The sequence below is a fragment of the Pseudomonas sp. Root71 genome, assembly GCF_001429045.1.
GTDB classification, from domain to species: domain Bacteria; phylum Pseudomonadota; class Gammaproteobacteria; order Pseudomonadales; family Pseudomonadaceae; genus Aquipseudomonas; species Aquipseudomonas monachiensis.
In genome coordinates, this window is sequence record NZ_LMHY01000001.1 from 457467 (window position 1) to 483251 (window position 25785).

24 protein-coding genes are annotated in these 25785 nt (G+C 62.5%); 15 read left to right on the forward strand and 9 right to left on the reverse strand.

Going from position 1 to position 25785, the window contains the following annotated elements; genetic code table 11:
• Nucleotides 1–2: 2 nt before the first annotated feature.
• Nucleotides 3–689 (reverse strand): YggS family pyridoxal phosphate-dependent enzyme, encoded by a 687-nt coding sequence (locus ASD95_RS02180; protein WP_056726490.1) that lies wholly within the window; start codon nt 687–689, stop codon nt 3–5.
• Between the two features lie 56 nt (nt 690–745).
• On the opposite strand from ASD95_RS02180, the gene ASD95_RS02185 reads away from it, so the two are divergent.
• A complete protein-coding gene (locus tag ASD95_RS02185) occupies nt 746–1780 on the forward strand; it encodes a type IV pilus twitching motility protein PilT (protein ID WP_056726491.1) in 1035 nt (344 codons plus the stop codon).
• 104 nt (nt 1781–1884) lie between these two features.
• Here the strand turns inward: ASD95_RS02185 and ASD95_RS02190 are convergent, their stop codons facing one another.
• Entirely contained in the window at nt 1885–2505 is a 621-nt protein-coding gene (locus tag ASD95_RS02190) for a C40 family peptidase (RefSeq protein ID WP_056726492.1), read from the reverse strand.
• A gap of 251 nt (nt 2506–2756) precedes the next feature.
• Between ASD95_RS02190 and ASD95_RS02195 the strand changes: the two genes are divergently transcribed.
• Entirely contained in the window at nt 2757–3185 is a 429-nt protein-coding gene (locus ASD95_RS02195; protein WP_056726493.1) for an NINE protein, read from the forward strand.
• A 114-nt stretch (nt 3186–3299) separates the two neighbouring features.
• On the opposite strand, the gene ASD95_RS02200 is transcribed toward ASD95_RS02195, so the two are convergent.
• The 7 genes from ASD95_RS02200 to gshB all read right to left on the reverse strand — a co-directional run bounded on the left by ASD95_RS02200 (nt 3300) and on the right by gshB (nt 9289).
• The gene (locus ASD95_RS02200) at nt 3300–4571 is read right to left on the reverse strand and encodes a dihydroorotase (protein ID WP_056726494.1); all 1272 of its coding nucleotides are present in this window, start codon (nt 4569–4571) and stop codon (nt 3300–3302) included.
• Nucleotides 4568–5572, reverse strand: a complete 1005-nt coding sequence (locus tag ASD95_RS02205; RefSeq protein ID WP_056726495.1) for an aspartate carbamoyltransferase catalytic subunit — start codon at nt 5570–5572, stop codon at nt 4568–4570. Before ASD95_RS02205 ends, ASD95_RS02200 begins: the two co-directional genes overlap by 4 nt.
• Nucleotides 5573–5599: 27 nt before the next feature.
• Nucleotides 5600–6103, reverse strand: coding sequence for a bifunctional pyr operon transcriptional regulator/uracil phosphoribosyltransferase PyrR (gene pyrR, locus ASD95_RS02210; protein ID WP_056726496.1), 504 nt, complete (start codon nt 6101–6103; stop codon nt 5600–5602).
• A 78-nt stretch (nt 6104–6181) separates the two neighbouring features.
• Entirely contained in the window at nt 6182–6619 is a 438-nt protein-coding gene (gene ruvX, locus ASD95_RS02215) for a Holliday junction resolvase RuvX (protein ID WP_056726497.1), read from the reverse strand.
• Nucleotides 6619–7191 (reverse strand): YqgE/AlgH family protein, encoded by a 573-nt coding sequence (locus ASD95_RS02220; protein WP_056726498.1) that lies wholly within the window; start codon nt 7189–7191, stop codon nt 6619–6621. The genes ruvX and ASD95_RS02220 overlap by 1 nt, the downstream gene beginning before the upstream one ends.
• Before the next feature lie 180 nt (nt 7192–7371).
• A complete protein-coding gene (locus ASD95_RS02225) occupies nt 7372–8271 on the reverse strand; it encodes an energy transducer TonB (RefSeq protein WP_056726499.1) in 900 nt (299 codons plus the stop codon).
• Nucleotides 8272–8335: 64 nt separating this feature from the next.
• A complete protein-coding gene (gshB, locus tag ASD95_RS02230) occupies nt 8336–9289 on the reverse strand; it encodes a glutathione synthase (RefSeq protein WP_056726500.1) in 954 nt (317 codons plus the stop codon).
• A gap of 235 nt (nt 9290–9524) precedes the next feature.
• Here gshB and pilG point away from each other — a divergent pair, with 235 nt between their 5' ends.
• From pilG to mdcH, 13 genes are all read left to right on the forward strand, one after another.
• Nucleotides 9525–9929 (forward strand): twitching motility response regulator PilG, encoded by a 405-nt coding sequence (pilG, locus tag ASD95_RS02235; RefSeq protein WP_007987791.1) that lies wholly within the window; start codon nt 9525–9527, stop codon nt 9927–9929.
• Between the two features lie 57 nt (nt 9930–9986).
• Nucleotides 9987–10352 (forward strand): twitching motility response regulator PilH, encoded by a 366-nt coding sequence (gene pilH, locus ASD95_RS02240; RefSeq protein WP_007897961.1) that lies wholly within the window; start codon nt 9987–9989, stop codon nt 10350–10352.
• 10 nt (nt 10353–10362) lie between these two features.
• Nucleotides 10363–10902, forward strand: coding sequence for a chemotaxis protein CheW (locus ASD95_RS02245; protein WP_056726501.1), 540 nt, complete (start codon nt 10363–10365; stop codon nt 10900–10902).
• 168 nt (nt 10903–11070) lie between these two features.
• Entirely contained in the window at nt 11071–13131 is a 2061-nt protein-coding gene (locus ASD95_RS02250) for a methyl-accepting chemotaxis protein (RefSeq protein WP_056726502.1), read from the forward strand.
• A 37-nt stretch (nt 13132–13168) separates the two neighbouring features.
• A complete protein-coding gene (locus tag ASD95_RS02255) occupies nt 13169–19075 on the forward strand; it encodes an Hpt domain-containing protein (protein ID WP_056726503.1) in 5907 nt (1968 codons plus the stop codon).
• Nucleotides 19068–19529: a chemotaxis protein CheW gene (locus tag ASD95_RS02260; protein WP_056726504.1), complete on the forward strand. Its 462-nt coding sequence runs from the start codon at nt 19068–19070 to the stop codon at nt 19527–19529. The genes ASD95_RS02255 and ASD95_RS02260 overlap by 8 nt, the downstream gene beginning before the upstream one ends.
• 232 nt (nt 19530–19761) lie before the next feature.
• Nucleotides 19762–21432 carry a malonate decarboxylase subunit alpha gene (mdcA, locus tag ASD95_RS02265; RefSeq protein ID WP_056726505.1) on the forward strand — a complete coding sequence of 557 codons (1671 nt, stop codon included), beginning with the start codon at nt 19762–19764 and terminating at the stop codon, nt 21430–21432.
• Complete coding sequence (locus tag ASD95_RS02270; protein WP_056726506.1) at nt 21432–22307, forward strand: triphosphoribosyl-dephospho-CoA synthase; 876 nt, start codon at nt 21432–21434, stop codon at nt 22305–22307. The genes mdcA and ASD95_RS02270 overlap by 1 nt, the downstream gene beginning before the upstream one ends.
• Nucleotides 22307–22606, forward strand: a complete 300-nt coding sequence (locus ASD95_RS02275; protein WP_056726507.1) for a malonate decarboxylase subunit delta — start codon at nt 22307–22309, stop codon at nt 22604–22606. Before ASD95_RS02270 ends, ASD95_RS02275 begins: the two co-directional genes overlap by 1 nt.
• A complete protein-coding gene (locus ASD95_RS02280) occupies nt 22599–23450 on the forward strand; it encodes a biotin-independent malonate decarboxylase subunit beta (protein ID WP_056726508.1) in 852 nt (283 codons plus the stop codon). The genes ASD95_RS02275 and ASD95_RS02280 overlap by 8 nt, the downstream gene beginning before the upstream one ends.
• The gene (gene mdcE, locus ASD95_RS02285) at nt 23447–24250 is read left to right on the forward strand and encodes a biotin-independent malonate decarboxylase subunit gamma (protein WP_056726509.1); all 804 of its coding nucleotides are present in this window, start codon (nt 23447–23449) and stop codon (nt 24248–24250) included. Before ASD95_RS02280 ends, mdcE begins: the two co-directional genes overlap by 4 nt.
• Entirely contained in the window at nt 24244–24864 is a 621-nt protein-coding gene (locus ASD95_RS02290) for a malonate decarboxylase holo-ACP synthase (RefSeq protein ID WP_056726510.1), read from the forward strand. Before mdcE ends, ASD95_RS02290 begins: the two co-directional genes overlap by 7 nt.
• Nucleotides 24861–25772 (forward strand): malonate decarboxylase subunit epsilon, encoded by a 912-nt coding sequence (gene mdcH, locus ASD95_RS02295; RefSeq protein ID WP_056726511.1) that lies wholly within the window; start codon nt 24861–24863, stop codon nt 25770–25772. The genes ASD95_RS02290 and mdcH overlap by 4 nt, the downstream gene beginning before the upstream one ends.
• Nucleotides 25773–25785 lie beyond the last annotated feature (13 nt).

Sequence of the window (25785 nt, forward strand, 5' to 3'; positions counted from 1 at the left end):
TTTCAAGGCTGACCGTAGTCGCGGGCGCCAAACAGGGCGGTGCCGATCCGCACCCAAGTGGCGCCTTGGGCGATGGCCGATTCGAGATCGTGGCTCATACCCATGGAAAGTGTGTCGAGCGGCAGGTTCAGGCTGGCTTGCAGGCTTTGCACGGCCGCGAAAGAGGCATCCTGGGCGGCGCGATCTTCAGTCGGCTCCGGAATGGCCATCAATCCGCGCAGTTTCAGGCGCGGCAGGTTACTGATGGCGTTGGCCAAGGCTGGCAGGTCGGCCGGGGTGCAGCCGGATTTGCTGGCTTCACCGCTGACATTGACCTGAATGCAGATGTTCAGGGGCGGCAGATCGGCGGGACGTTGTTCGGACAGGCGTTGTGCAATTTTCAGGCGATCCACGGAATGCACCCAGTCGAAGTGCTCGGCGATAGCGCGAGTCTTGTTCGATTGAATGGGGCCGATGAAGTGCCAGATCAAGGGCAGGTCGGCCAGTTCCAGCTGTTTGCCCAGCGCTTCCTGCAAGTAGTTCTCGCCAAAGTCGCGCAGGCCGGCAGCGTAGGCTTCACGCAGGTCCTGAGCGGGTTTGGTCTTGCTCACAGCCAGCAACCGGACGCTGTTTTCGGCGCGGTTCGCGGCAAGTGTTGCGGCATGTATGCGCGAACTAACCTGAAGAATGTTGTCTGCTATGGTGGACATCAAGAGGCGCCAGCGGTCTGAAGGTTCGCGGCATTCTACTGGAATTGAGAGGCGCTATGGATATCACTGAGCTGCTGGCATTCAGCGCCAAACAGGGGGCATCCGACCTGCATCTGTCCGCGGGCCTGCCACCGATGATTCGGGTGGATGGCGATGTGCGGCGCATCAACCTGCCGGCCATGGACCACCAGCAGGTGCAGGCGCTGATCCATGCCATCATGAATGACACCCAGCGGGCGGACTTCGAAAAGCATCTGGAAACCGATTTTTCCTTTGAAGTGCCCGGCGTGGCGCGCTTTCGGGTCAATGTGTTCAACCAGAACCGTGGCGCGGGCGCCGTGTTTCGCACCATCCCGGCGAAAGTGCAGAGTATGGACGAACTGGGCATGGGCGACGTGTTTCGCAAGATGACCGACGCTCCCCGTGGCCTGGTGCTGGTGACCGGCCCGACCGGTTCCGGCAAGTCCACCACGCTGGCAGCGATGATCGATTACCTCAATACCCATCGTCATCACCACATTCTCACCATTGAGGACCCCATCGAGTTTGTTCACGAGTCGCGCAAATGCCTGATCAATCAGCGTGAAGTCCATCGCGATACCCGTAGTTTCGCCACCGCGTTGCGTTCGGCACTCCGGGAAGACCCGGATGTGATCCTGGTGGGGGAGATGCGCGATCAGGAGACCATTCGCCTGGCGTTGACCGCAGCCGAAACCGGCCATCTGGTGTTCGGCACGCTGCACACCACGTCGGCGGCGAAAACCATCGACCGGGTGGTCGACGTGTTTCCGGGGGACGAGAAGTCGATGGTGCGTTCTATGCTCTCCGAGTCGCTGCTGGCGGTGGTATCCCAGACCCTGGTGAAGAAAATCGGCGGCGGACGCATCGCGGCACACGAGATCATGCTGGGGACATCGGCGATCCGGAACCTGATCCGCGAGGACAAGGTGGCGCAGATGTACTCGGCGATTCAGTCGGGAGGGTCGCTGGGGATGCAGACGCTGGATATGAGCCTGAAGGATCTGGTGACCAAGGGGTTGGTCAGTCGTGATCATGCGCGGGAGAAGGCGCGGTCACCGGATGGTTTTTGATGACCCTGAAAGCAAAGGCTCGCAGCCTTCGGCAGCTCCTACACAGGAATATGCGATTCCATGTAGGAGCTGCCGAAGGCTGCGAGCCTTTGATCTTGCTTCAATCAGCGCTGAACAACCCGCAACGCATTTTGTTCTTTCGGCAGAACCCGCTTGGCAACTACGTAGTGGTTTTCCCAGTACGGCTTCTTCAAGGTGTCGATGGACACCGACTTGCCGCGGCGTGGCGCGTGGATGAAACGGTCGTTGCCCAGGTAAATGGCAACATGATTGACCCGACGGCTCTTGATGTTGAAGAAAATCAGGTCGCCCGGCTTCAGGTCGTCGCGATCGACTTTCTCCCCATGACCGCTGGCCATGGCGTTGGAGGTGCGTGGCAGGTCGAACGTGGCGTCGTTGAACGCGTATTTCACCAGGCCGCTGCAATCGAAGCCTTTGCTTGGGCTGCTGCCGCCCCAACGATAGGGAGTGCCAAGGACGTTCACGGCGCGGCTCAGCACGTCGCTGCTTTCCTTGGTGCCCATCGGTGGAACCAGGCCGCTTTTGCTGCTGGCCAGGCTTGGAGCGTATTTAGCGGATTTCTTGTCTTTGCTCGAAGGAGCAGAGGCATGGGATTTCGGGGTGTAACCATTAACGTTTGGAAGACGTTGCTCACGATTGGTGGCGTGGGCGGCCAGTGGCATCAAAAGGCAAATGGTTAGCCATGTCTTGAAAAATGAACGCATTAGGCAAGGCTCTTAATAAGTTAGCGCGCAACTTTATAACAGCTTTTTTCCCGCTTCCGAGGCCGTTGGTCGATTCAATAAGGGGGGCAATGGTGGCAAAAAAGCAGCAAAATGGCGCCATTGTCGGACAGGAGTCCGGTGTTACAAGGCTTTGACAGGTGCGAAGGTAGCACTTGCCATACGTCGGGTGCCCGTAAAAAAGTCACAAAGAATTAAAGAATATTTATCTATCGTGTGAATCGAGGTCATTCATGAACCCCTATCAACAGGCTGTCCAGCAGCAAGACACCCACAGCAAAGTGATCGGTTACCTGCTGTGGATTTTCGGTTTTACCGGTGCTCACCGCTTCTATTACGGCAGGCCGGTGACCGGGACGATCTGGTTCTTCACCTTCGGCTTGCTGGGGATCGGTTGGCTGATCGACCTTTTCCTGATTCCGGCGATGGACCGAGAGGCTGACCTGCGATTTACCGCGGGCCCGATCGAATACAACGTGGCGTGGATCCTGCTGACGTTTCTCGGGGTGTTCGGCGTTCACCGGATGTATCAGGGGAAATGGATCAGTGGGCTGCTGTATCTGCTGACGGGCGGGTTGTTCTTTCTTGGGGTGCTGTATGACTTCTGGACGTTGAATGACCAGGTTTCTGTGCGTAATGCGCAGAATCGCGGCGCCTTTTAGTCAGTCTTCGCGAGCAAGCCCGCTCCCACATTTGATCTCTGGTGTTCACACAATATGTGGTTACTGGAGATTTATGTGGGAGCGGGCTTGCTCGCGAATGCAGGCGACGCGAAGTTAAGCCTGGTGACTGATCCGCCCATCCACCAGCGTGTAACGCACCACGCCTGGCAGGCTGTGGCCAATGAACGGGCAGTTTTCGCCCTTGGACAGCCAGCGTTCACCCGCCACGGTCGAGGCCGCAGGGTCGAACAGCACGATGTCCGCCGCGCCACCCACCGCCAGTTTGCCTGCCGGCAGACGCAAGGCCTCGGCAGGGCCGGCGCTCAGACGCTTGAGCAACGTCGGCAGGTCCAGCAAGCCGTCTTCGACCAGGGTCATTGCCAATGGCAAGAGCAGCTCAACGCTGCTGATGCCCGGCTCGGTCGCACCGAACGGTGCCAGTTTGGCGTCACGCTCATGGGGTTGGTGATGACTGGAGATGGCCGAGATCACGCCGGATTTCACCGCAGCGCGCAGGCCCTCGCGGTCGGCGCGGGTGCGTAGCGGCGGCTGGACGTGATACAGGCTGCTGAAGCCGATCAGGGCTTCGTCGGTCAGGATCAGCTGGTACAGGGCGACATCCGCGGTCACCTTCAGGCCTCGGGCCTGGGCCTGGGCGATCAGCTCCACGCCGCGGGTGCTGGTGAGCTGGCTGAAGTGCGCGCGCACGCCGGTCTGTTCAACCAGCAGCAGATCCCGGGCCAGGGCGACGGTTTCGGCGCTTTCCGGGATGCCCGGCAAGCCCAGGAAGCTGGCGGTCGGACCTTCGTGAGCCAGGCCACCTTCGGCCAGGTCGTAATCCTGGGAGTTGAAAATCACCGTCAGGTCGAAAGTCGCTGCATAGTCCAGTGCCCGGCACAGGGTGCGGGTGTTGCGGAAACTCTCCAGGCCGTTGCCGAAGGCCACGCAGCCGGCGTCGCGCAGTGCCACGAGCTCTGCCAGTTGCTCACCGTCCAGGCCTTTGCTCAGGGCGCCAATCGGGAAGACTTTGGTGTTGCCGGCCTCACGGGCGCGGTCGAGGATCAGCTCGGCCACCGCCGAGGTGTCCAGCACCGGTTTGGTCTTTGGCGGGCAGCACAGGCTGGTCACGCCGCCAGCCGCCGCCGCGCGGGTTTCGCTGACAATCGAGCCTTTGCGGCTGTAGCCCGGCTCGCGCAGGGCAACGTTGAGGTCGACCAGGCCGGGAGCGGCCACCAGGCCTTTGGCGTCGATGGTGTCGACTGCGACAAAACCGGCCGGCGCGGCGCCAAGGGCGACGATCTTGCAGGCTTCAATATGGATATCGGTGATTTGATCCAGGCCGCTGGCCGGGTCGATGACGCGTGCGCCGAGAATGCTGAGCTTCACTGAACGTTCTCCTGGTCGAATTGGCGCTGCGCAGTCTGCCCGCTCATGGCCATGGACAATACGGCCATACGAATGGCGATCCCGTAGGTCACTTGGTTGAGGATCACCGAGTGCGGGCCATCGGCCACCGCCGACTCGATTTCCACCCCACGGTTGATCGGCCCCGGGTGCATGACGATGCAATCGGGTTTGGCCCCGGCCAGGCGCGCGGTAGTCAGCCCGAACAGGCGATAGAACTCGCCTTCGCTCGGCAACAGGCCGCCGGTCATGCGTTCACGCTGCAGGCGCAGCATGATCACCACGTCGACGTCTTTGAGGCCTTCGGTCATGTCGGTGTAGACCTTCACGCCGTACTGCTCGATGCCGATCGGCAGCAAGGTTTTCGGCGCGATCACGCGGATGTCCGGGCAGCCCAGGGTTTTCAGGGCCAGCATGTTCGAGCGCGCAACCCGCGAGTGCAGGATGTCGCCGACGATGGCCACCGAAAGGTTTTCGAAGCCGCCCTTGTGCCGGCGGATGGTCAGCATGTCGAGCATGCCCTGGGTCGGGTGCGCGTGCCGGCCGTCACCGCCGTTGATGATCGCCACTTGCGGGCAGACATGTTCGGCGATGAAGTGCGCTGCGCCGGAATCACCGTGACGCACGACGAACATGTCGGCGGCCATGGCTTCCAGGTTGCGCAGGGTATCGAGCAGCGTTTCGCCCTTGCTCGCCGACGATGTCGACACGTTCAGGGTGATCACGTCCGCCGAGAGCCGCTGGGCCGCCAGTTCGAAGGTGGTGCGGGTGCGGGTCGAGTTTTCGAAGAACACGTTGCACACGGTCTTGCCGCGCAGCAACGGGACTTTCTTCACGGCCCGGGCGCCGACTTCAAGGAAGGAGTCGGCGGTGTCGAGAATTTCCGTCAACAGCTCGCGGCGCAAACCGTCGAGCGAGAGGAAGTGGCGCAACTGGCCCTGATCATTGAGTTGCAGCGGGCGCTTGGTTTCTAGAGGCGTCATCGCGAGGGGGACTCTCAATAGGGCGAATTAAAGGGCGAGGTCTTGCAGTTCGAGCGCAAGTTCCGGGCCGGACAGCTTCACCCGTTCGTGGGCCGCCAGCGACAGGGTCGCGCCAACCACGTTCGGGCGGATCGGCAGTTCGCCGGCGTCCAGGTCCAGCAGGCACACCAGCGTCACGCTGGCCGGGCGGCCGTAGTCGAACAGTTCGTTCATGGCGGCGCGGATGGTCCGGCCGCTCATCAGCACGTCGTCGATCAGCACCAGGTGCTGGCCTTCGATCTCGAACGGCAGCGCCGAAGGGCGAACCTGTGGGTGCAAGCCGTTCTGGCTGAAGTCGTCGCGGTAGAAGGACACGTCCAGGGTGCCGAGGGGCTCATTGCTGCCCAGCTCCTTGAGCAGGGCCTGGGCCACCCAGACACCACCGGTACGGATGCCGATGAAGCGCGGGTCGCTGATGCCTCGTTTGGCCAGATAGGCGTCAAGTCGGATCGCCATCTGGCTGATCAGTTCGGCGGGATTGGGCAGGCTCATGGTTGCTCCTTCTTTGGCCCGGGCCAGCCTGTGCGGGAGTGGCTCGGGTTGTAGCTAAGAGAGACGGACAGCGGCTCTTCAGGATTCAAACAGTGCGGTGTTTTCGTCGAGCCAGCCTTGCAGCAGCAGGGCGGCGGCGATGGCGTCGACCGGGTTGTCGCGGTAACTGCCTTTCTGGCCGCCGCGAGCCAGGCGTTCGCCCTTGGCCTCGAAGGTAGTCAGGCGTTCATCGTGGGTATAGAAGGGCAGATTGAAGCGGCCGTTCAGGCGCCGGGCGAACTTTTCCGCGCGGGCGCACATGTCACTGGGTGTGCCGTCCATATTCAACGGCAGGCCGACCACCACGGCATCGGGTTTCCACTCTTTGATGAGGGCTTCGACCTGGTTCCAGTCGGGAATGCCGTTCTGCGCTTTCAGGGTGCACAGCTCGCGGGCCTGGCCGGTAATCACCTGGCCGACCGCGACGCCGATCTGTTTGGTGCCGTAGTCAAAACCCAGAATCAGCTTCAGGGCCATCAAGCGTGCCCCGCCTGGCTGGTCAGCAGGCTGAGGTTGACGCCCAGGTGCCTGGCCGCCGCCTCCAGGCGCAACTCACTGCTGGTATTGAACAGGATGTCCGCGTCAAACGGGCAGGTCAGCCAGGCGTTTTGCGCCAGTTCGGCTTCAAGCTGCCCGGCTTCCCAACCGGCATAGCCGAGGGCAATCAGGCTTTTTGCCGGGCCGACGCCGTCAGCGATGGCGAACAGCACGTCCTGGGAGGTTGACAGGGCCAGTTCGTCTTCCAGATCAACGGTCGCCTGGAAGCTCAGGCCTTTGGGGTGAAGGACGAAACCGCGATCGGTCTGCACCGGGCCACCGATGAAGATCGGCACATGCTGGCAGAGCGCTGGCGGTTCGATTTCCGGGCGCAATTGCTCAAGGATATCGGCCAGGCTCAGATCTTGCGGACGGTTGACCACCAGCCCCATGGCGCCATTGGCCGTGTGCTCGACGATGTAGGTCAATGTGTGCGCAAAGTTCGGGTCGGCCATGTGTGGCATGGCGATCAGGAATTGATGCTTGAGGTAGCTGGGGCTGACGTTTTTCATGACCGCTAGTGTGGCGTTCGAGGGGCGAACTGACAAGCTGGGGATGCCGTAATTTGGCTGTCGACACGGATCAAATGTGGGAGCGGGCTTGCTCGCGAAGGCGTCGTGTCAGTCGACATCTATATTGAATGACTGACCGCATTCGCGAGCAAGCCCGCTCCCACAGGGGATTTGCGGTGATCAGTTGCTGGAAAGTCGATCCCCGCGGGCAAATTTCCAGGTGCGGATGATCTCCAGCCGGTCGATATCCGACAAATCCCCGGTAAACGGTGCAAACGGCGCTGCCAGCCGCACAATCCGTTGCGCTGCCTGGTCCAGCAGCGGTTGGCCCGAAGACTCCAGCACCAGCACTTCATACAGCGAACCGTCGCGGTTGATCGACACCATCAGGCGCAAGTTACCGTAGATCTGTTTGCGCCGCGCTTCATCGGGGTAGTTGAGGTTGCCGATGCGCTCGACCTTCTTGCGCCATTCGTCCTTGTACCAGGCGCCCTTGTCGCGCATGGTCGATGCCGCGCTCAAACGGTGGATGCGCGGGCGCTTGGCGTACAACTGTTGTTCGGCGGCCAGTTCAGCTTCGAGGCTGGCGATGTCGCTGGACAGTTGCTCGCTGTCGAAGGTCGGCGCCTGGACCTGGGGCTTGACCTCGGTCTTGGGTTCCTCGGTCTTGGCGGGGGCCTTTTTCGGCTTCGGCGCCACTGTGGTCACGGCAGCCTTGGGCGGGGCTTCCTGAATTTCAGGCTTGGCGGCCGGCGGTGGCGTGACCTTTTGCACCTTGTTGTCCTGGAACGGCGCGACCTCGGTGGTCTTGGGAATCGCCTTTTTATCCAGGGTGCCGCTGCCTTGCTGATTCTCCTGAGCCAGGAAATCGGCTTTCTCGGGCTTCTTTTCGCTCTTGAAGGTGGCGAGGGTGATTTCCAGGGTTTTGCTGATCTGCTTGGGCTCGACCACTGCAAACCCGACACCCAACAGCAAGGCCAGGTGGATCAGCGCCGCCAGAAACAGGGTAAAACCGAGGCGGTCGGCCGGGCGCACGCCACGGTGGGCGAGTTCGGCAGGCAGATCGGACGGGAGTGTCATGACAAGGAAACCAACATCGCGTTTTCACAGGCCGCGCATGATAACGCAATGTTGGTTTGGCTAATCAACGTGCCTTGAGCTTCTGATCGATGGCATCCATCAGCATGCCGCCGATGTCGGTGCCAAACGCATTATCGATCTCGCGAATGCAGGTCGGGCTGGTGACGTTGATTTCGGTCAGGTGTTCGCCGATCACGTCCAGGCCAACGAACAACAGGCCTTTTTCACGCAGGGTCGGGCCGACTTGCGCGGCGATCCAGCGGTCCTTGTCGGTCAGTGGGCGCGCTTCGCCACGGCCACCGGCGGCCAGGTTGCCACGGGTTTCGCCCGCCGCGGGAATTCGTGCCAGGCAGTAATCCACGGGCTCGCCATCGATCATCAGGATGCGCTTGTCGCCATCGACGATGGCCGGCAGGTAACCCTGGATCATGATTTGCTGTTGACCATGCAGGGTCAGGGTTTCGAGGATCACCGACAGGTTCGGATGCCCTGCGGTGTGGCGGAAGATCGAAGAGCCGCCCATGCCGTCCAGCGGCTTGAGGATCACATCGCCATGATGGTCGGCGAATTCGCGCAGCACGTCAGGACGACGGCTGACGATAGTCGGCGGTGTGCACTGCGGGAACAACGTGGCAAACAGCTTTTCGTTGCAGTCACGCAGGCTTTGCGGCTTGTTGACCACCAGCACGCCAGCGCGCTCGGCCTGCTCCAGCAAATAGGTGGAGTAGACGAACTCCATGTCGAACGGCGGATCCTTGCGCATCAGGATCACGTCCAGATCGCTCAGCAGCGCGTCGCTTTCGGCGCCCAGTTCGAACCATTTTTCCGGGTTGGCGAAAACCTGCAGCGGACGCATCCGGGCCCGGGCCTGGCCTTCGCCCTGATACAGGTCGCGCTGTTCCATATAGAACAATTCCCAGCCACGCTTCTGCGCGGCCAGCAGCATGGCCAGCGAGCTATCCTTTTTATAGGAAATGCTGGCGATAGGGTCCATGACAATCCCGACGCGAACGCTCATTGGGTTTTCCTCGAAAATTGGCTACCGGATCGGTATGAAAAAAGTGGCGTCAGAGTGGCGCTGAGTGTGTTCCCGGTCAAGGAAAAACCACCTTGCGGGTCGTCCGATAGATTGGTTCTGGAGACTGTGCTAAAAAGGCTGCCATGTCGTGCCGGCCCTTGAGCATCAAGGGTTTCGAGCCGCGTTAACCGGCAAACGGACAATTTGTTTCGCAAAGGCGACGGTAGAGCATTTTATGGAACAGCACCCCAGCGCCTTGAAGGTCATGGTGATCGACGATTCGAAGACGATCCGTCGCACCGCCGAAACACTGCTCAAGAACGTGGGTTGTGAGGTCATCACGGCCATCGACGGTTTTGATGCCCTGGCCAAGATTGCCGACAACCACCCCGGCATCATCTTTGTCGACATCATGATGCCGCGCCTTGATGGCTATCAGACCTGCGCCCTGATCAAGAACAACAGCGCGTTCAAGTCCACGCCTGTGATTATGCTGTCGTCCAAGGACGGGCTGTTTGACAAGGCCAAGGGGCGCATCGTCGGCTCCGACCAGTTTTTGACCAAGCCGTTCAGCAAGGAAGAATTGCTTGATGCGATCCAGGCCCATGTTCCTGGCTTCGCCGCCGTTTTGCCGCAGTAGGACACGCACAGTGACGCTCGGCCATCGGGCCCGGTGTCGACAAGAATGGGGAAAACCATGGCACGTATTCTGATCGTCGATGATTCGCCGACCGAAATGTACAAACTGACCGGCATGCTGGAAAAGCACGGTCATGAAGTATTGAAAGCCGAAAACGGCGCCGACGGCGTGGCCCTGGCCCGCCAGGAAAAGCCCGATGCGGTGCTGATGGACATCGTCATGCCCGGCCTCAACGGCTTCCAGGCCACCCGCCAACTGACCAAGGACCCGGAAACCGGGCACATCCCGGTGATCATCATCACCACCAAGGATCAGGAAACCGACAAGGTCTGGGGCACGCGCCAGGGTGCCAAGGACTACCTGACCAAGCCGGTCGATGAAGACACCCTGATCAAGACCCTGAATAACGTGCTGGCCGGTTGATCGTCGGGTCATGAACGAGTCGCTGACGGCTTTCGAACTGCTGCTGCAAATCGACCAGCGCTGTCGTCTGCTGGCGGCGGACCTGCCGTCCCAGCCTGCCCGGCGGGACAGCTGGAGCGGCATTGGTTTTCGCCTGGGCGAACACTGGTATGTCGCGCCCATGAGCGAAGTCAGCGAAGTCCTGCACGAGCCGCGCTCCACTCAGTTGCCGGGGGTCAAGCCTTGGGTCAAGGGTGTCGCCAACCTGCGCGGGCGTTTGTTGCCGGTCATGGATTTGTGCGGTTTCTTCGGGCACGAGCTTTCGGCGGCGCGCCGGCAGCGGCGGGTGTTGGTGGTGGAACATGAAGAGGTGTTTGCCGGGTTGCTGGTCGATGAAGTCTTCGGCCTCCAGCACTTTGCCCAGGACAGCCTGGAGCCAGTGCCGACGGACGAGTTGAAGGGCCCGGTGGCGGCGTTCGTCAAAGGCCGGTTTCAGCGCGAGCAGTGCTGGCAGGTGTTCAGCCCGTTTGCGTTGACGCAGTCCCAGGGGTTCATGAACGTCGCGGTGTAACCGGAACAACAGAGATCCAATGTGGGAGCGGCGGTGCGGCGATCCGACTTGCTCGCGAAGGCGGCAGTCCATTCGACATTGCTATTGGCTGATCTACCGCTTTCGCGAGCAAGCCCGCTCCCACAGGGTCTCGGGTAAGCGTAGAAGTTGGTTAACAGGCGAGGACCGATGATAAAAGCAAAAGCAGGCAAGCCAATGGAAGGGTCGCGCAGCCGGTCGCAGATTATCGTGCTGTTCATCGCGCTGATCGTCTTCATCATGCTGCTGTTCGCCAACTTCGCGTACCTCAACACCCAGGCTATCTACGACAAACAGTACATCGGCCACGCTGGCGAACTGCGCGTGCTGTCCCAGCGTATCGCCAAGAACGCCACCGAAGCCGCCGCCGGCAAGGCGGCCGCGTTCAAGTTGCTCAGCGATGCGCGCAACGATTTTGCCCGGCGCTGGGGTTATCTGAAGAAGGGCGACCCGGCCACCGGCCTGCCGCCGGCGCCCGCCACTGTGCGTCCAGAGATGCGCGCGGTGCAACAGGACTGGGAACGCCTGCTGAAAAACACCGACGCGATTCTGTCCAGCGAGCAAACCGTACTGTCGCTGCATCAGGTCGCCGCGACCCTGGCCGAAACCGTGCCGCAGCTGCAGGTCGAGTACGAGAAAGTCGTCGAGACTCTCCTGCAACGGGGCGCCCCGGCGGCCCAGGTGGCCATGGCCCAGCGTCAGTCGTTGCTGGCCGAGCGGATCCTCGGCGCGGTCAATACGGTGTTGGCCGGCGACGAAAATTCACAACAGGCAGCCGATGCGTTCGGACGCGACGCGACGCAGTTCGGCAAAGTGCTCAACGGCATGCTCCAGGGCGACCCTGCGCTCAAGGTCAGCCAGGTCGAAGACCGCGACGCCCGTGCTCGACTCGCGGAAATCTCCGAGCTGTTCGAGTTCGTCTCGGGCTCGGTGGACGAGATCCTCGAAACCTCGCCTGAACTGTTCAAGGTCCGCGAATCGGCCTCGAACATTTTCAGTCTGTCGCAAACCCTGCTCGACGAAGCCTCACACCTGGCCAGCGGGTTCGAAAACATGGTCGGCGGGCGTACCACCGACACCATTGGCGGTTATGTGCTGGGCTTGTTGGCGCTGGCTTCGATCATCCTGATCGGCATGGTGATGGTGCGCGAAACCAATCGTCAGTTGCGTGAAACCGCCGAGAAAAACGAGCGTAACCAGAACGCGATCATGCGTCTGCTCGACGAAATCGAAGACCTGGCCGACGGCGACCTCACGGTGACGGCCTCGGTGACCGAAGACTTTACCGGCACCATCGCCGACTCGATCAATTACTCCGTCGACCAGTTGCGCGATCTGGTCGCGACCATCAACCTCACCGCCGGCCAGGTGGCCGCCGCCGTGCAGGAAACCCAGGCGACCGCCATGCACCTGGCCCAGGCGTCGGAGCACCAGGCCCAGCAAATTTCCGAGGCCTCCATGGCGATCAACGACATGGCCGAGTCCATCGACCAGGTGTCGGCCAACGCGGCGGAATCCTCGGCGGTTGCCGAACGCTCGGTGGAAATCGCCAACAAGGGCAACGAGGTGGTGCACAACACCATCCACGGCATGGACAACATTCGCGAACAGATTCAGGACACCGCCAAACGCATCAAGCGCCTGGGCGAATCCTCACAGGAAATCGGCGACATTGTCAGCCTGATCGATGATATTGCCGATCAGACCAACATCCTGGCCCTCAACGCGGCCATCCAGGCGTCCATGGCCGGTGACGCCGGTCGCGGTTTCGCTGTGGTCGCCGATGAAGTGCAGCGCCTGGCCGAACGCTCGTCCGCCGCCACCCGGCAGATCGAAACCCTGGTGCGGGCGATCCAGACCGATACCAACGAAGCGGTCATCTCCATGGAGCAAACGACGACCGAAGTGGTGCGTGGCGCTCGTCTGGCGCAGGATGCCGGTGTGGCCCTGGAAGAAATCGAAGGCGTCTCCAAGACACTTGCGGCGTTGATCCAGAGTATTTCCAATGCGGCGCAACAGCAGACGTCGTCGGCCGGTCAGATCTCCCTGACGATGAACGTGATCCAGCAGATCACCTCGCAGACGTCGTCGGGTTCCACCGCCACGGCTGATAGCATCGGTAACCTGGCGAAAATGGCCAGTCAATTGCGTCGTTCGGTGTCCGGCTTCACCTTGCCGGATGCCAAGGCGCAGGTTGTGGACAAAGCTTGAACCGCCCATGGGTGTCTGAATTGTGATTGGAGTGGTTATGGGTGATCGGCACGACTATGTGGCCCTCGAGTGGGTCAAGGGCGAGATTGCCGAAACGCTGAAACAGGCTCATCACGCGATTGAAAACCTGCTCGATGACCCGCAGGCGACCCAAGCGCTGGATGATTGCCTGGCATGCATCCATCAGGTCCACGGCAGTTTGCAGATGGTCGAGTTCTACGGCGCGGCGTTGCTCGCCGAAGAAATGGAACAACTGGCCATGGCCCTGCAAGGCAATCGTGTCAGCCATCGCGACGAGGCGTTGCACCTGTTGATGCAGGCCCTCGGGCAACTGCCGATCTACCTTGACCGGGTGCAAGGCGCGCGTCGCGACCTGCCATTGGTGGTGTTGCCCTTGATCAACGACCTGCGCAGCGCCCGGGGCGAAAGCCTGCTGTCGGAAACCAGCCTGTTCAGCCCGCAATTGCCCGAGTTGCCAGCGTTGGACGCACAAACGCTGGCGCAGCTGGAACCGGCCGAGTTGCCCGGTGTGCTGCGCAAGCTGCGGCAGATGCTGCAAATGGCGCTGGTCGGATTCCTGCGTGAACAGGACAACGACACCAACCTCGATTACCTGGCCAAGGTCTTCACCCGCCTCGAAACACTGTGCGCAGACGCCCCCCTGAGCCCGTTATGGCAGGTGGCATCGGCGCTGGTCGAAGGCATGCAGGGCGGTGCGATCGCCAATAGCCCGGCCTTGCGCAGCCTGTTCAAGGAGGCCGACAAGGAACTCAAACGCCTGCTCGAACAAGGCATGCCCGGCATCAATCAACCGGCCCCGCCGGAGCTGCTCAAGAGTTTGCTGTTCTACATTGCCAAGGCCGAACATCCCACCGGGCAGATGCTGACCATGAAAGAACGCTACTCACTGGACGACGCGCTGCCCGACAGCGCGATGGTCGATGAAGAACGCGCGCGGCTGGCAGGTCCCGACCGTGACGCCATGCGCTCGGTGCTGGCTGCACTGTGCGAAGAGCTGGTGCGGGTCAAGGAGCGCCTGGACCTGTTCGTGCGCAGTGACCGCCAGCACACCTCCGACCTCGACAGCCTGCTGGCGCCGCTGCGGCAAATCGCCGACACCCTGGCGGTGCTGGGTTTCGGCCAACCGCGCAAGGTGATCATCGATCAACTGGCGGTGGTGCTCAGCCTCGCTCAGGGCCAGCGCGAACCCAACGATGCGATCCTCATGGACGTTGCCGGGGCCTTGTTGTACGTCGAAGCGACGCTGGCCGGCATGGTCGGAACCGTTGAGCCGGAGAGCCAGGACGACAACCGCCTGCCGACCACCGATCTGACGCAGATCCATCAGATCGTGATCAAGGAGGCCCGCATCTGTTTGCAGCAGGCCAAGGACATGATCGTCGACTATATCGACGCCGATTGGGACCGCCAGCACTTGCAGGCGTTGCCGGCCTTGCTGACCCAGGTGCGCGGGGCGCTGGCGATGATTCCCTTGAGCCGGGCGGCGAGCCTGGTGGAAACCTGCAATCACTTTATCCGCGAGCACCTGTTGCTCGAGCCGGGCCAACCGGGCTGGCAGGAACTGGACAGCCTGGCCGACGTGATCACCAGCATCGAGTACTACCTTGAGCGCCTCAGCGATGACCCGCAGGCCCAGGGCGAAAACCTGCTCGATGTCGCGGAAAAAAGCCTGGCGAGCCTCGGTTTTTTCCCTAGTGAGCAACACGTACCCGTGCTGGATGATGTGCTCAACCCGAGCGATGCGCAGGTCATGCAGATGATGCAGGAGCTGGATGATCCTCAGGTCGTCCAGACCCTGGCCGATGTGCTCGCCAGCCCGGTTTCGAGCCTGAACCCGCCCGCGCAGAACACCCCTGGCAGCCTGCTGCCGCCGCCCTCGGGCGAAGTGCCGGTGGACGAGGAACTGCGCGAAGTGTTCCTCGAAGAAACCGACGAAGTCCTGGAAATCCTGCGCGAGTACTTGCCGCGCTGGTCCGCCAACCCTGACAACCGCTCGGCCCTGAGCGAACTGCGCCGCGCTTTCCACACCCTCAAGGGCAGTGGTCGCATGGTGCGCGCCCTGGTGCTGGGTGAGCTGGCCTGGGCTGTGGAAAACCTGCTCAACCGGGTACTGGAAAGCAGCGTGGAGCCGGGTGCCAAGGTGCAGCAACTGATCGGCGATGTGCTGCATCTGCTGCCGGAGCTGGTGGCCGAATACGCCGCCAATGCCCAGCGCCAGCGCAACGATGTCGATCAGCTGGCCGCCCGCGCCCATGCCCTGGCCAAGGGCAATGAACCCGTGTCCGATGAGGATACGCAAGATGTCGCGGCCCTCGATCCGCTATTGCTGGAGATCTTTCGCAAAGAGGCCGAAACCCATCTGGGCAGCCTCAATCGCTTCCTTGATCAGGCCGCCGAACATGTACCGTTGCAGGCCAGCGACGAATTGCAGCGCGCCTTGCACACCCTCAAGGGCAGTGCCTACATGGCCGGCGTGTTGCCGATTGCCGAACTGGCCGCACCGCTGGATCAACTGGCCCGGGAATACAAGGCGCACCTGCTCGCGCTGGATCTGGATGAAGTCGAATTGCTGCTGGAAGCTGAAGGGCTGTTTCGCCTCGGCTTGCGCCAGCTCAAGACAGATCCGCTGGCGGAAATTCCCGGTGCCCGGGGTTTGAACGAGCGCGCCAGGGCGCTGCTGGCCGAGCGCCTGGAAAGCCTCCTGAGCACACCAAACACCGGGCTGCGGATCAAGCGCGACCCGCAACTGATCAACAACTTCCTCGCCCAGGGCATGGACATCCTGCTGGACGCCGAAAGCCTGCTGCAGCGTTGGCAGCAACATCCCGGCGAACGTCAGGAACTCAGCGCTCTGCTGGACGAATTGACCACCCTTGGCGAAGGCGCCCATCTGGCCGACCTGCACCCGGTGGATGAACTGTGCGAAGCGTTGCTCGATCTGTACGGCGCCGTGGAAGAAAGCAGCCTGGCGGTCAGCGAGCGGTTTTTCCAGGAGGCACAGGCTGCCCACGAAGCGCTGATCAACATGCTCGACGAGTTGGCCGCGGGCCAGGAAGTCAGCCCCCAACCGCAACGGATCAGGGCCTTGCGCGAACTGCTCGACGAGAGCCTTGACCCGTCGGCCGTGGGCCTGATCCGCAGCGATGGCAGCCGCAGCCTGAGCATCCGTGAATTGGGTACGGCCACCGCCGAGCTTGAGCAGCGTGCGACGGCGCCGGGGGTGGACGATGAGATCGTCGCGATCTTCCTTGAAGAAGCGGTGGATATCCTCGAGAGCGCCGGTCAGGCCTTGCAGCGCTGGTTACGCGACTCGGACAACGCCGCGCCGCTGTCGTCCCTGCAACGGGATCTGCACACCCTCGAAGGCGGCGCGCGCATGGCCGAGATCGGACCGGTCGGCGATCTGGCCCATGAATTGGAAAGCCTTTACCAGGGCCTGGTGGATCGTCGTTATGCCTTCAGCGATTCACTGGCGGTGCTGCTCAAACAGTGCCATGAGCGACTGGCGTTGTACCTCGAACAGTTGCAGCTCAACCAGCCGCTGGACAATTCCCGTGAGCTGATCGAAGCCATTCGCGCCTACCGTCAAGGGCATGCAGGTGTCGCCGAGGGGGCCCGGCAGGCGACCGGCACCGACCCGACTGCGCACGATCCGGAATTGCTGGAGATCTTCCTTGAGGAAGGTTTCGACATCATCGAAAGCTCGGGGGCGGCGCTGGCGCGCTGGCAGGCCCAGCCTTCGAGTCGCCAGGAAGTGGAAACCCTGCTGCGGGACCTGCACACCCTCAAGGGTGGTGCGCGCATGGTGGAAATCGCCGCGATTGGCGATCTGGCCCATGAACTGGAGTTCCTCTACGAAGGCCTGTCCACTGGCGTGCTGCAACCGACTGAACCCTTGTTCGCGCTGTTGCAGCGCAGCCATGACCGCCTGGCGCAGATGCTCGATGCGGCCCGCGCCGGTGAGCCGATGCCGCCGGCCGACCGCTTGATCGACGCAATCAAGAACTTCAGCCACCCGGCCGTGCCGGAATCGCCCGCGCCGGTTGCGCCGCCGGCCAAGGCCAAGGCCGAGCCGCTGGCGCCGCCGCCCGATGCCGGCGCCGACATGGTCAAGGTCTCGGCGGAACTGCTCGACGATCTGGTCAACCTGGCCGGTGAGACCTCGATCTTCCGTGGCCGGATCGAACAGCAGGTCAACGATGCGCACATCGCCCTGAATGAGATGGAGACCACCATCGAGCGGATGCGCGACCAGTTGCGCCGCCTCGATACCGAGACCCAGGGGCGGATCCTCAGCCGCCAGCAAGTCGACGCCGAACGCTTGGGCTACGAGGAATTCGACCCGCTGGAAATGGACCGCCACTCACAGTTGCAGCAGCTGTCCCGGGCGCTGTTCGAGTCGGCCTCTGACTTGCTCGACCTCAAGGAAACCCTCGAGCGACGCAATCACGACACGGAAAACCTGCTGCAACAGCAGGGCCGCATCAACACCGAATTGCAGGAAGGCCTGATGCGCACGCGCATGGTGCCGTTCGAACGCATGCTCCCGCGTTTGCAGCGCATCGTCCGGCAGGTGTCCAGCGAACTGGGCAAGGACGTGGACTTCATCGTCGACAACGCCGAAGGCGAGATGGATCGCAACGTTCTCGAGCGCATGGCCGCGCCGCTGGAACACATGCTGCGCAACGCCGTCGACCATGGCCTGGAGTCCGTCGAAGCGCGGCTGGCGGCAGGGAAACCGGCCAAGGGCAAGATCTCCCTCGATCTGCTGCGCGAAGGCGGCGACATCATTTTCGACATCCGCGACGACGGCGCCGGTGTGCCGCTGGACGCGGTGCGGCGCAAGGCGATCAAGCGCGGCTTGCTCGCCCCGGACAGCATCATCAGTGCTCACGACGTGTTGCAGTTCATCCTGCAACCGGGGTTTTCCACCGCCGAAAAAATCACCCAGATCTCCGGGCGCGGCGTCGGCATGGACGTGGTGCACGAAGAGGTGCGGCAACTGGGCGGCACCATGAGCATCGACTCGGTGCCCGGGCAGGGCGTGCATTTCCGCATTCGCCTGCCGTTTACCGTATCGGTCAACCGGGCGTTGATGGTGCAGTGCGGTGAGGACCAATACGCGATCCCGCTCAATACCATCGACGGCATCGTGCGTGTCCTGCCCAATGAACTCGAAGGGTATTTTCGTTTCGATTCACCGACCTACGAATACGCCGGACAACGTTACGAGCTGTGCTACCTGGGCGAGCTGTTGAAAACCAGCCAGCGCCCGAAACTCTTGGGCCAGAGCCTGCCATTGCCGGTGTTGCTGGTGCAGTGCAACGAACGGCACATTGCGGTGCTGGTGGACGCCATGGCCGGCACTCGCGAAATCGTGGTCAAGAGCCTGGGGCCGCAGTTTGCGGCGGTACAAGGGGTATCCGGTGCGACGATTCTCGGCGACGGCCGGGTGGTGCTGATTCTGGATTTGCTGGCGCCGATCCGCGCCATGCAGGCCCGTGTCCCCCAGCGTTCGCCGGGGCAAGAGATCGAGGCCGAACCGCAGCGCCCGCTGCTGGTGATGGTAGTCGACGACTCGGTCACCGTGCGCAAGGTCACCAGCCGCTTGCTCGAACGCCATGGCATGAATGTGCTGACCGCCAAGGACGGGGTCGACGCCATGCTGCTGCTGGAAGAGCACATGCCCGACCTGATGCTGCTGGACATCGAGATGCCGCGCATGGATGGCTTCGAAGTCGCGACCCAGGTGCGCAACGACGAGCGCCTGCAACACCTGCCGATCATCATGATCACCTCCCGCACCGGGCAGAAACACCGCGACCGCGCCATGGCCATCGGCGTCAACGACTACCTGGGCAAGCCGTACCAGGAATCGGTGCTGCTCGAAAGCATCGCCTTGTGGAGCAAGACCCATGCTTGAGCACCGCACCAGTAACCTCACCGGCCTGCTGCTGCCGTTGGCCGACCGCAACCTGATCCTGCCCAATGTCGCCGTTGCCGAGCTGATCGATTACCAGCAGCCGGGGACCTTCGACCTCGACACGCCGCCGTGGTACCTGGGCCTGGTGACGTGGCGCGACCGGCAGATTCCGCTGCTGAGTTTCGAGTCGGCATGCGCGCAGAAAATCGTCATTGGCGAACGCGCGCGGATCGTCATTCTCAACGCCCTCGGCGGGCGTCCCGAGCTGAAATTCATTGCGCTGTTGGTGCAGGGGATTCCGCGCTCCTGCAAGCTCGATAGCCAGTTGAGTTACGTGGATGTGCCGTTGTGTGCGCTGGAACAAGCGGCGGTGCAGGTGGGCGAGCAGGTGGCCAAGGTGCCGGATTTGTTGGCGCTGGAGACGTTGTTGGTGGATGCCGGGTTAATCAACTGATCCCGATTCTGCGATGATCTGACTGACGCCTTCGCGAGCAAGCCCGCTCCCACAGTTGATCTGTGGTGAACACAAAACCCTGTGGGAGCGGGCTTGCTCGCGAAGAGGCCCGCATGAACGACGCAGATCTCGATCATTAACCTGAGCGTAACGATCCACCACTCTGCTTGATTGATACGCTGCGCCCAACACTCCTAAGGTAGCTCCACGACAGCGAACCCGTGGAGTGGTCATGACAACAACAATATCCCCCGACTCGCGATGGACGCGGCGGCGCAGCGAAAAGCAGCGGCGCCTCGAGCTGGTGCGAGGTCTTGCCGACGGTGTGGTGTTGCCCACCGACAACATCGTCGCGGCGCTTGAAGCGCTGATCCTGCCCGGCGACCGCGTGGTGCTCGAAGGCAACAATCAGAAGCAGGCGGATTTCCTTTCGCGATCCCTGGCCAAGGCCGACCCCGCGAAGCTGCATGACTTGCACATGATCATGCCCAGCGTCGGACGCTCCGAGCACCTGGACCTGTTCGAACGCGGCATCGCCCGCAAGCTCGACTTCTCTTTCGCCGGCACCCAGAGCCTGCGCATCAGTCAGTTGCTTGAAGACGGCCTGCTGGAAGTCGGCGCGATCCACACCTACATCGAACTCTACGCACGGCTGGTGGTGGACCTGATCCCCAATGTCGTACTTTCGGCCGGGTTCATGGCCGACCGCGCCGGCAACATCTACACCGGCCCCAGCACTGAAGACACCCCGGCACTGATCGAGCCGGCGGCCTTCAGCGACGGCATCGTCATCGTCCAGGTCAACCAGTTGGTGGACGACGTCAGCGACTTGCCACGCGTCGACATTCCCGCCTCCTGGGTCGACTTCGTGGTGGTGGCCGACAAGCCGTTCTATATCGAACCGCTGTTCACCCGCGACCCTCGGCACATCAAGCCCGTGCACGTGCTGATGGCGATGATGGCGATCCGCGGGATCTACGAAAAACACAACGTGCAGTCGCTCAATCACGGCATCGGTTTCAACACGGCCGCCATCGAACTGATCCTGCCGACCTATGGCGAGTCCCTCGGCCTCAAAGGCAAGATCTGCCGCAACTGGACCCTCAACCCGCACCCGACCCTGATTCCCGCCATCGAAAGTGGTTGGGTGGAAAGCGTGCATTGCTTCGGCACCGAACTGGGGATGGAGAACTACATTGCGGCGCGGCCGGATGTGTTCTTTACCGGGCGCGACGGCTCCCTGCGTTCCAATCGGATGTTCAGCCAACTGGCCGGGCAATACGCCGTGGACCTGTTCATCGGCGCGACTTTGCAAGTCGATGGCGACGGGCATTCTTCCACCGTGACCCGCGGGCGTCTGGCCGGTTTCGGCGGGGCACCGAACATGGGTCACGACCCGCGCGGTCGTCGTCACAGCACACCGGCCTGGCTCGACATGCGCAACACCGACGTGGCAGAGCCGATGCTTGAGCGCGGCAAAAAGCTCGTGGTGCAGATGGTCGAAACCTTCCAGGAGGGCGGCAAACCGACTTTCGTTGAAACCCTCGATGCGGTCGATGTGGCGAAGAAGAGCGGCATGCCACTGGCGCCGATCATGGTCTACGGTGACGACGTGACCCACCTGTTGACCGAAGAAGGCATCGCCTACCTGTACAAGGCGCGCTCGCTGGAAGAACGCCAGGCGATGATCGCCGCCGTCGCCGGGGTGACCGCCATCGGCCTGCGCCACAACCCCAAAGACACCGCACGCATGCGCCGCGAAGGGCTGATCGCCTTGCCCGAAGACCTCGGCATCCGCCGCACCGATGCCACCCGCGAACTGCTCGCGGCGAAAAGCGTGGCCGATCTGGTGGAATGGTCCGGTGGCCTCTACAACCCGCCCGCCAAGTTCAGGAGCTGGTAATGCACGCACTTAACCTGCAACCCAAAAGCCTGAGCCTGGCCGAACGGCTGGCGGACCTGGCAGTGGACGCGCTGATCGACGAGGCTGATCTGTCGCCAAAGCCGGCACTGGTCGACCGTCGCGGCAATGGCGCCCACACCGATTTGCACCTGGGGCTGATGCACGCTTCAGCGCTGTCTTTGTGGCCGGCCTTTAAAGAAATGGCTGAAGCCGCCATCGAGCTCGGCGAAATCGGCTTGCCCCTGCGCGAAGCCGTGGGCCGCATCGGTCGCGAAGGTGAGCAAGTCATGCTCGACACTACCGGCGGGGTGAACACCCATCGCGGGGCAATCTGGGCCTTGGGCTTGTTGATCACTGCCGCTGCACTGGAACCTCAATCCTGCAGCGCCAATAGCGTGGCGTTACGTGCTGCGAGGTTGGCCTTGCTCGACGACCGTTTTGCACCACGTCCGCTCAGTCACGGTGCGCAAGTCGCCCAACGCTACGGCGCTCGCGGCGCCCGTGAAGAAGCGCAGCTGGGTTTTCCTGCGGTGACTCAACGTGCTCTGCCACAACTGCTGCGCAGCCGCGCCGCCGGTCATGGCGAACAGAACGCCCGGCTCGATGCGCTGCTGGCGATCATGACCGATCTGGCCGACACCTGCGTGCTTTATCGCGCCGGTGAAGAAGGCTTGAACAGCATGCAACTGGGCGCCCGGGCGGTGCTCGATGCCGGTGGCAGTGCCAGCCTCGGCGGACGTCGCCGCCTGCACGAGCTGGACCAACAACTCATCGCGTTGAATGCCTCGCCCGGCGGCGCTGCCGACCTGCTCGCAGCCTGCCTGTTCATCGACCGTATCGCGTCTGGCGACGGCCTTATCCAGGAAGTGTTTTGATGGAAACCTTATCCTTTGAATTCCCCGCCGGGCAGCCGTCACGCGGTCGTACTCTGGTGGGCTGTGTCGGCTCTGGCGATCTGGAAGTACTGATCGAACCGGGCCAGGCCGGCAAGCTGACGATCAATGTGCAGACCTCGGTCAATGGCAGCGAACAACGCTGGCAGCATCTGTTCGCACGGATGTTCGACGGCCAGACGCCACCGGCCATGGATATCGACATCCACGATTTCGGCGCGACACCCGGCGTGGTGCGCCTGCGCCTGGAACAGGGTTTCGAGGAGATCGGCCATGACTGACAGCGCATCCCTGCTCAACAAGCACAGCTTCGTCGAACTCGGTGCCCGGCAACGGACCAGGGCCCTGCTCGACGCCGGCACCTTCCGTGAATTGCTCGACCCCTTTCAACGGATCATGTCGCCGTGGCTATCGCGCCAGGGCGTGGTGCCGCAAGCCGACGACGGCGTGGTGATCGCCAAGGGCAATCTCGATGGTTTGCCGGTGGTGATCGCAGCCATCGAAGGGGCGTTCCAGGGCGGCAGCCTCGGTGAAGTCGGCGGAGCAAAAATTGCCGGCGCACTGGAACTGGCCGCCGAAGACAACCGCAACGGCATCCCGACCCGCGCCGTGCTGCTGCTGGAAACCGGCGGCGTGCGCTTGCAGGAAGCCAACCTCGGCCTGGCGGCCATTGCCGACATCCACGCGGCGATTGTCGATTTGCAGCAGTACCAACCCGTGGTCGGGGTGGTGGCGGGCAGCGTCGGTTGCTTTGGCGGCATGTCGATTGCCGCCGGGTTGTGCAGCTATCTGTTGGTGACCCGGGAGGCGCGACTGGGCCTGAACGGTCCACAGGTGATCGAACAGGAAGCCGGACTCGAGGAGTACGACTCCCGCGACCGGCCCTTCATCTGGAGCCTGACCGGTGGTGAGCAGCGCTTTGCCAGTGGCCTGGTGGATCGCTATGTTGCCGACGACGTGGCGCAGATCCGCCAGCAAGTCGGCGAGTTGCTCCAGCAAGGTTTGCCTGAACAACCGCGCAGCCGTCAGGCGGAGTTGTTCCTGCAACGCCTGGCGCGTCTGGATGCCGAGCCGCAAATCGAGCCATCTGTGGTTCGCGATCTGTACCAAGGAGAACGCCCATGAGTTCGTATTCCCTGCGAGGCTTGAACTGGTTCAACGCCTTGAGTGCCGGGGCGAAAGCGGTCGAGGGTTTGCCGGCTTCGCTGAAGGTCGCCGACGGTTCGCTGGGCGATCAACCTGTGCGTTTCATCGCGGTGGTGGCCGACCCGGAAAACCGCTTCGTCCGTGCCCGCAACGGCGAGGTTGGCTTGCTCGAAGGCTGGGGCCTGGCCAAGGCTGTGGATGAAGTCATCGCCGCCGATCAGGACAAGGCACAAAAACGTGCCCTGATCGCCATCGTCGACGTGCCGAGCCAGGCTTACGGTCGACGCGAAGAAGCCCTCGGCATTCATCAGGCGCTGGCCGCTGCGGCGGACAGTTATGCCCGTGCCCGTCTGGCCGGTCATGCGGTGATCGGCTTGCTGGTGGGCAAGGCGATGTCCGGGGCGTTTCTGGCCCACGGCTATCAGGCCAGCCGCTTGATCGCCCTGCGCGATCCGGGGGTGATGGTGCATGCCATGGGCAAGGCGTCGGCGGCGCGGGTAACCTTGCGCAGCGTCGAAGAACTCGAAGCCCTGGCGGCCAGCGTGCCGCCGATGGCCTATGACATCGACAGTTATGCCAGCCTCGGGCTGCTGTGGGAAACCTTGACGGTGGAGCAGATTGAGCAGCCGACGGCGGCGGATCTGGCGCGGGTGACCGAGTGCCTGCATCTGGCGATTGGCGATGTGGCCGCCACTGGCCGTGATCTGGGCGGTCGCCTGGGGGCGGCCAATCGGGCGGCGTCGAGCAAGGTTCGCCAATTGCTGAGAGCGCAGTGGTGAGCACGCTCTTGGCTCACGACCTGCTGTGGGGCATGACCCCACGGCAGTTGCCGGCGGATGCGCCTGCCTGGGTGATCGAGTCGATCAGTGCCGGCCAGCCGGTGGTGGTCCGTCGCGCCTTGAGTGAGGCGGGGCAGGTGGCGGTGGGCGTGCGCGGGCCGTTGCGCGAACAGCGATTTGCGGCGGTGATGGAAGTCGCTGCCATCACGCGGCGGGTGCGGCCGCAAGAGCTGTGCCATGTTCAAGGCCAGCGCGATTTCCCGGCGCTGCGGGCCTTGGCGCAACTGCGCTCGCACCTCGATGACAGCGGTTGGGTCTGGGGTGTCAGCGGCAGCGCCGGGTTCGAGTTGGCCAGTGGATTTGCCGCCTTGCACGAGGGCAGCGATCTCGATCTGATCCTGCGTACGCCACGTCCGTTGAGTCGTGTCGATGCCCGGGCGTTGGTGGCTGTTCTCGATGCAGCCGTGTGCCGCGTGGACTTGCAATTGCAGACACCGTCGGGCGCCGTTGCCTTGCGCGAATGGGCCGGCGCTTCGTCGCGGGTCCTGCTGAAAAGTGCCACTCAGGCCAGCCTGGTGACTGATCCGTGGAATCCACAGGAGCAAGCAGCATGAGCAGCTTGCTGGTGTTCCCCGGCCAGGGCGCGCAACAACCCGGAATGCTCGCGCGTTTGCCTCGGGAAACATTGAACGAGGCGAGCGACCTGCTCGGTGAGGATGTGACGCAGCTGGACTCTGCCGAGGCGTTGCAGTCGACGAGGGCGGTGCAGCTTTGCCTGCTGATCGCTGGTGTCGCCGCTTCACGCCAGTTGGGCTTGACCCCGGACTACGTGGCCGGCTTGTCGATCGGTGCTTACCCGGCAGCGGTGGTGGCCGGTGCCCTGGGGTTCAGCGATGCGTTGCATCTGGTCAGCCTGCGCGGTGAGCTGATGCAGCAGGCTTATCCGCAGGGCTACGGTATGACCGCGATCATCGGTCTGGACCTGGCCACGGTGGAAGGATTGCTGGCCCGGGTGCACAGCGCGCAAATGCCGGTTTATCTGGCCAATATCAACGCCGATAACCAGGTGGTGATTGCCGGTAGCGACACGGCGATGAAAGCAGTGGCCGAGTTGGCGAAAGGTTGCGGGGCTGGCCTGGCCAAGCGTCTGGCAGTGAGCGTGCCGTCCCACTGCCCATTGCTTGAGGTGCCCGCGCAACGGTTGGCCGAAGCCTTCGCCAAGGTGCCGCTGCAAACCCCGAAGATCGGTTACCTGAGCGGCAGTCGCGCGCGCCCGCTGATCAAGCCTGAAGCCTTGCGTGACGACCTGGCCTTCAATATGTGCCGCATCGTCGATTGGCGCGGCACGGTACAAGGCGCCTACGAGCGTGGTGTACGTCTACAGATCGAACTGCCGCCCGGTGCGGTGCTGACCGGACTGGCGCGCCGGGTGTTCGAGCAGGGTACCGTGATTGCCTTCGACGGTGCCCGGCTCGATACCTTGCAGGCGCTGATGCGAGAGGAGGAAGGCCGCCACTCTTAAATCACCCGACTTA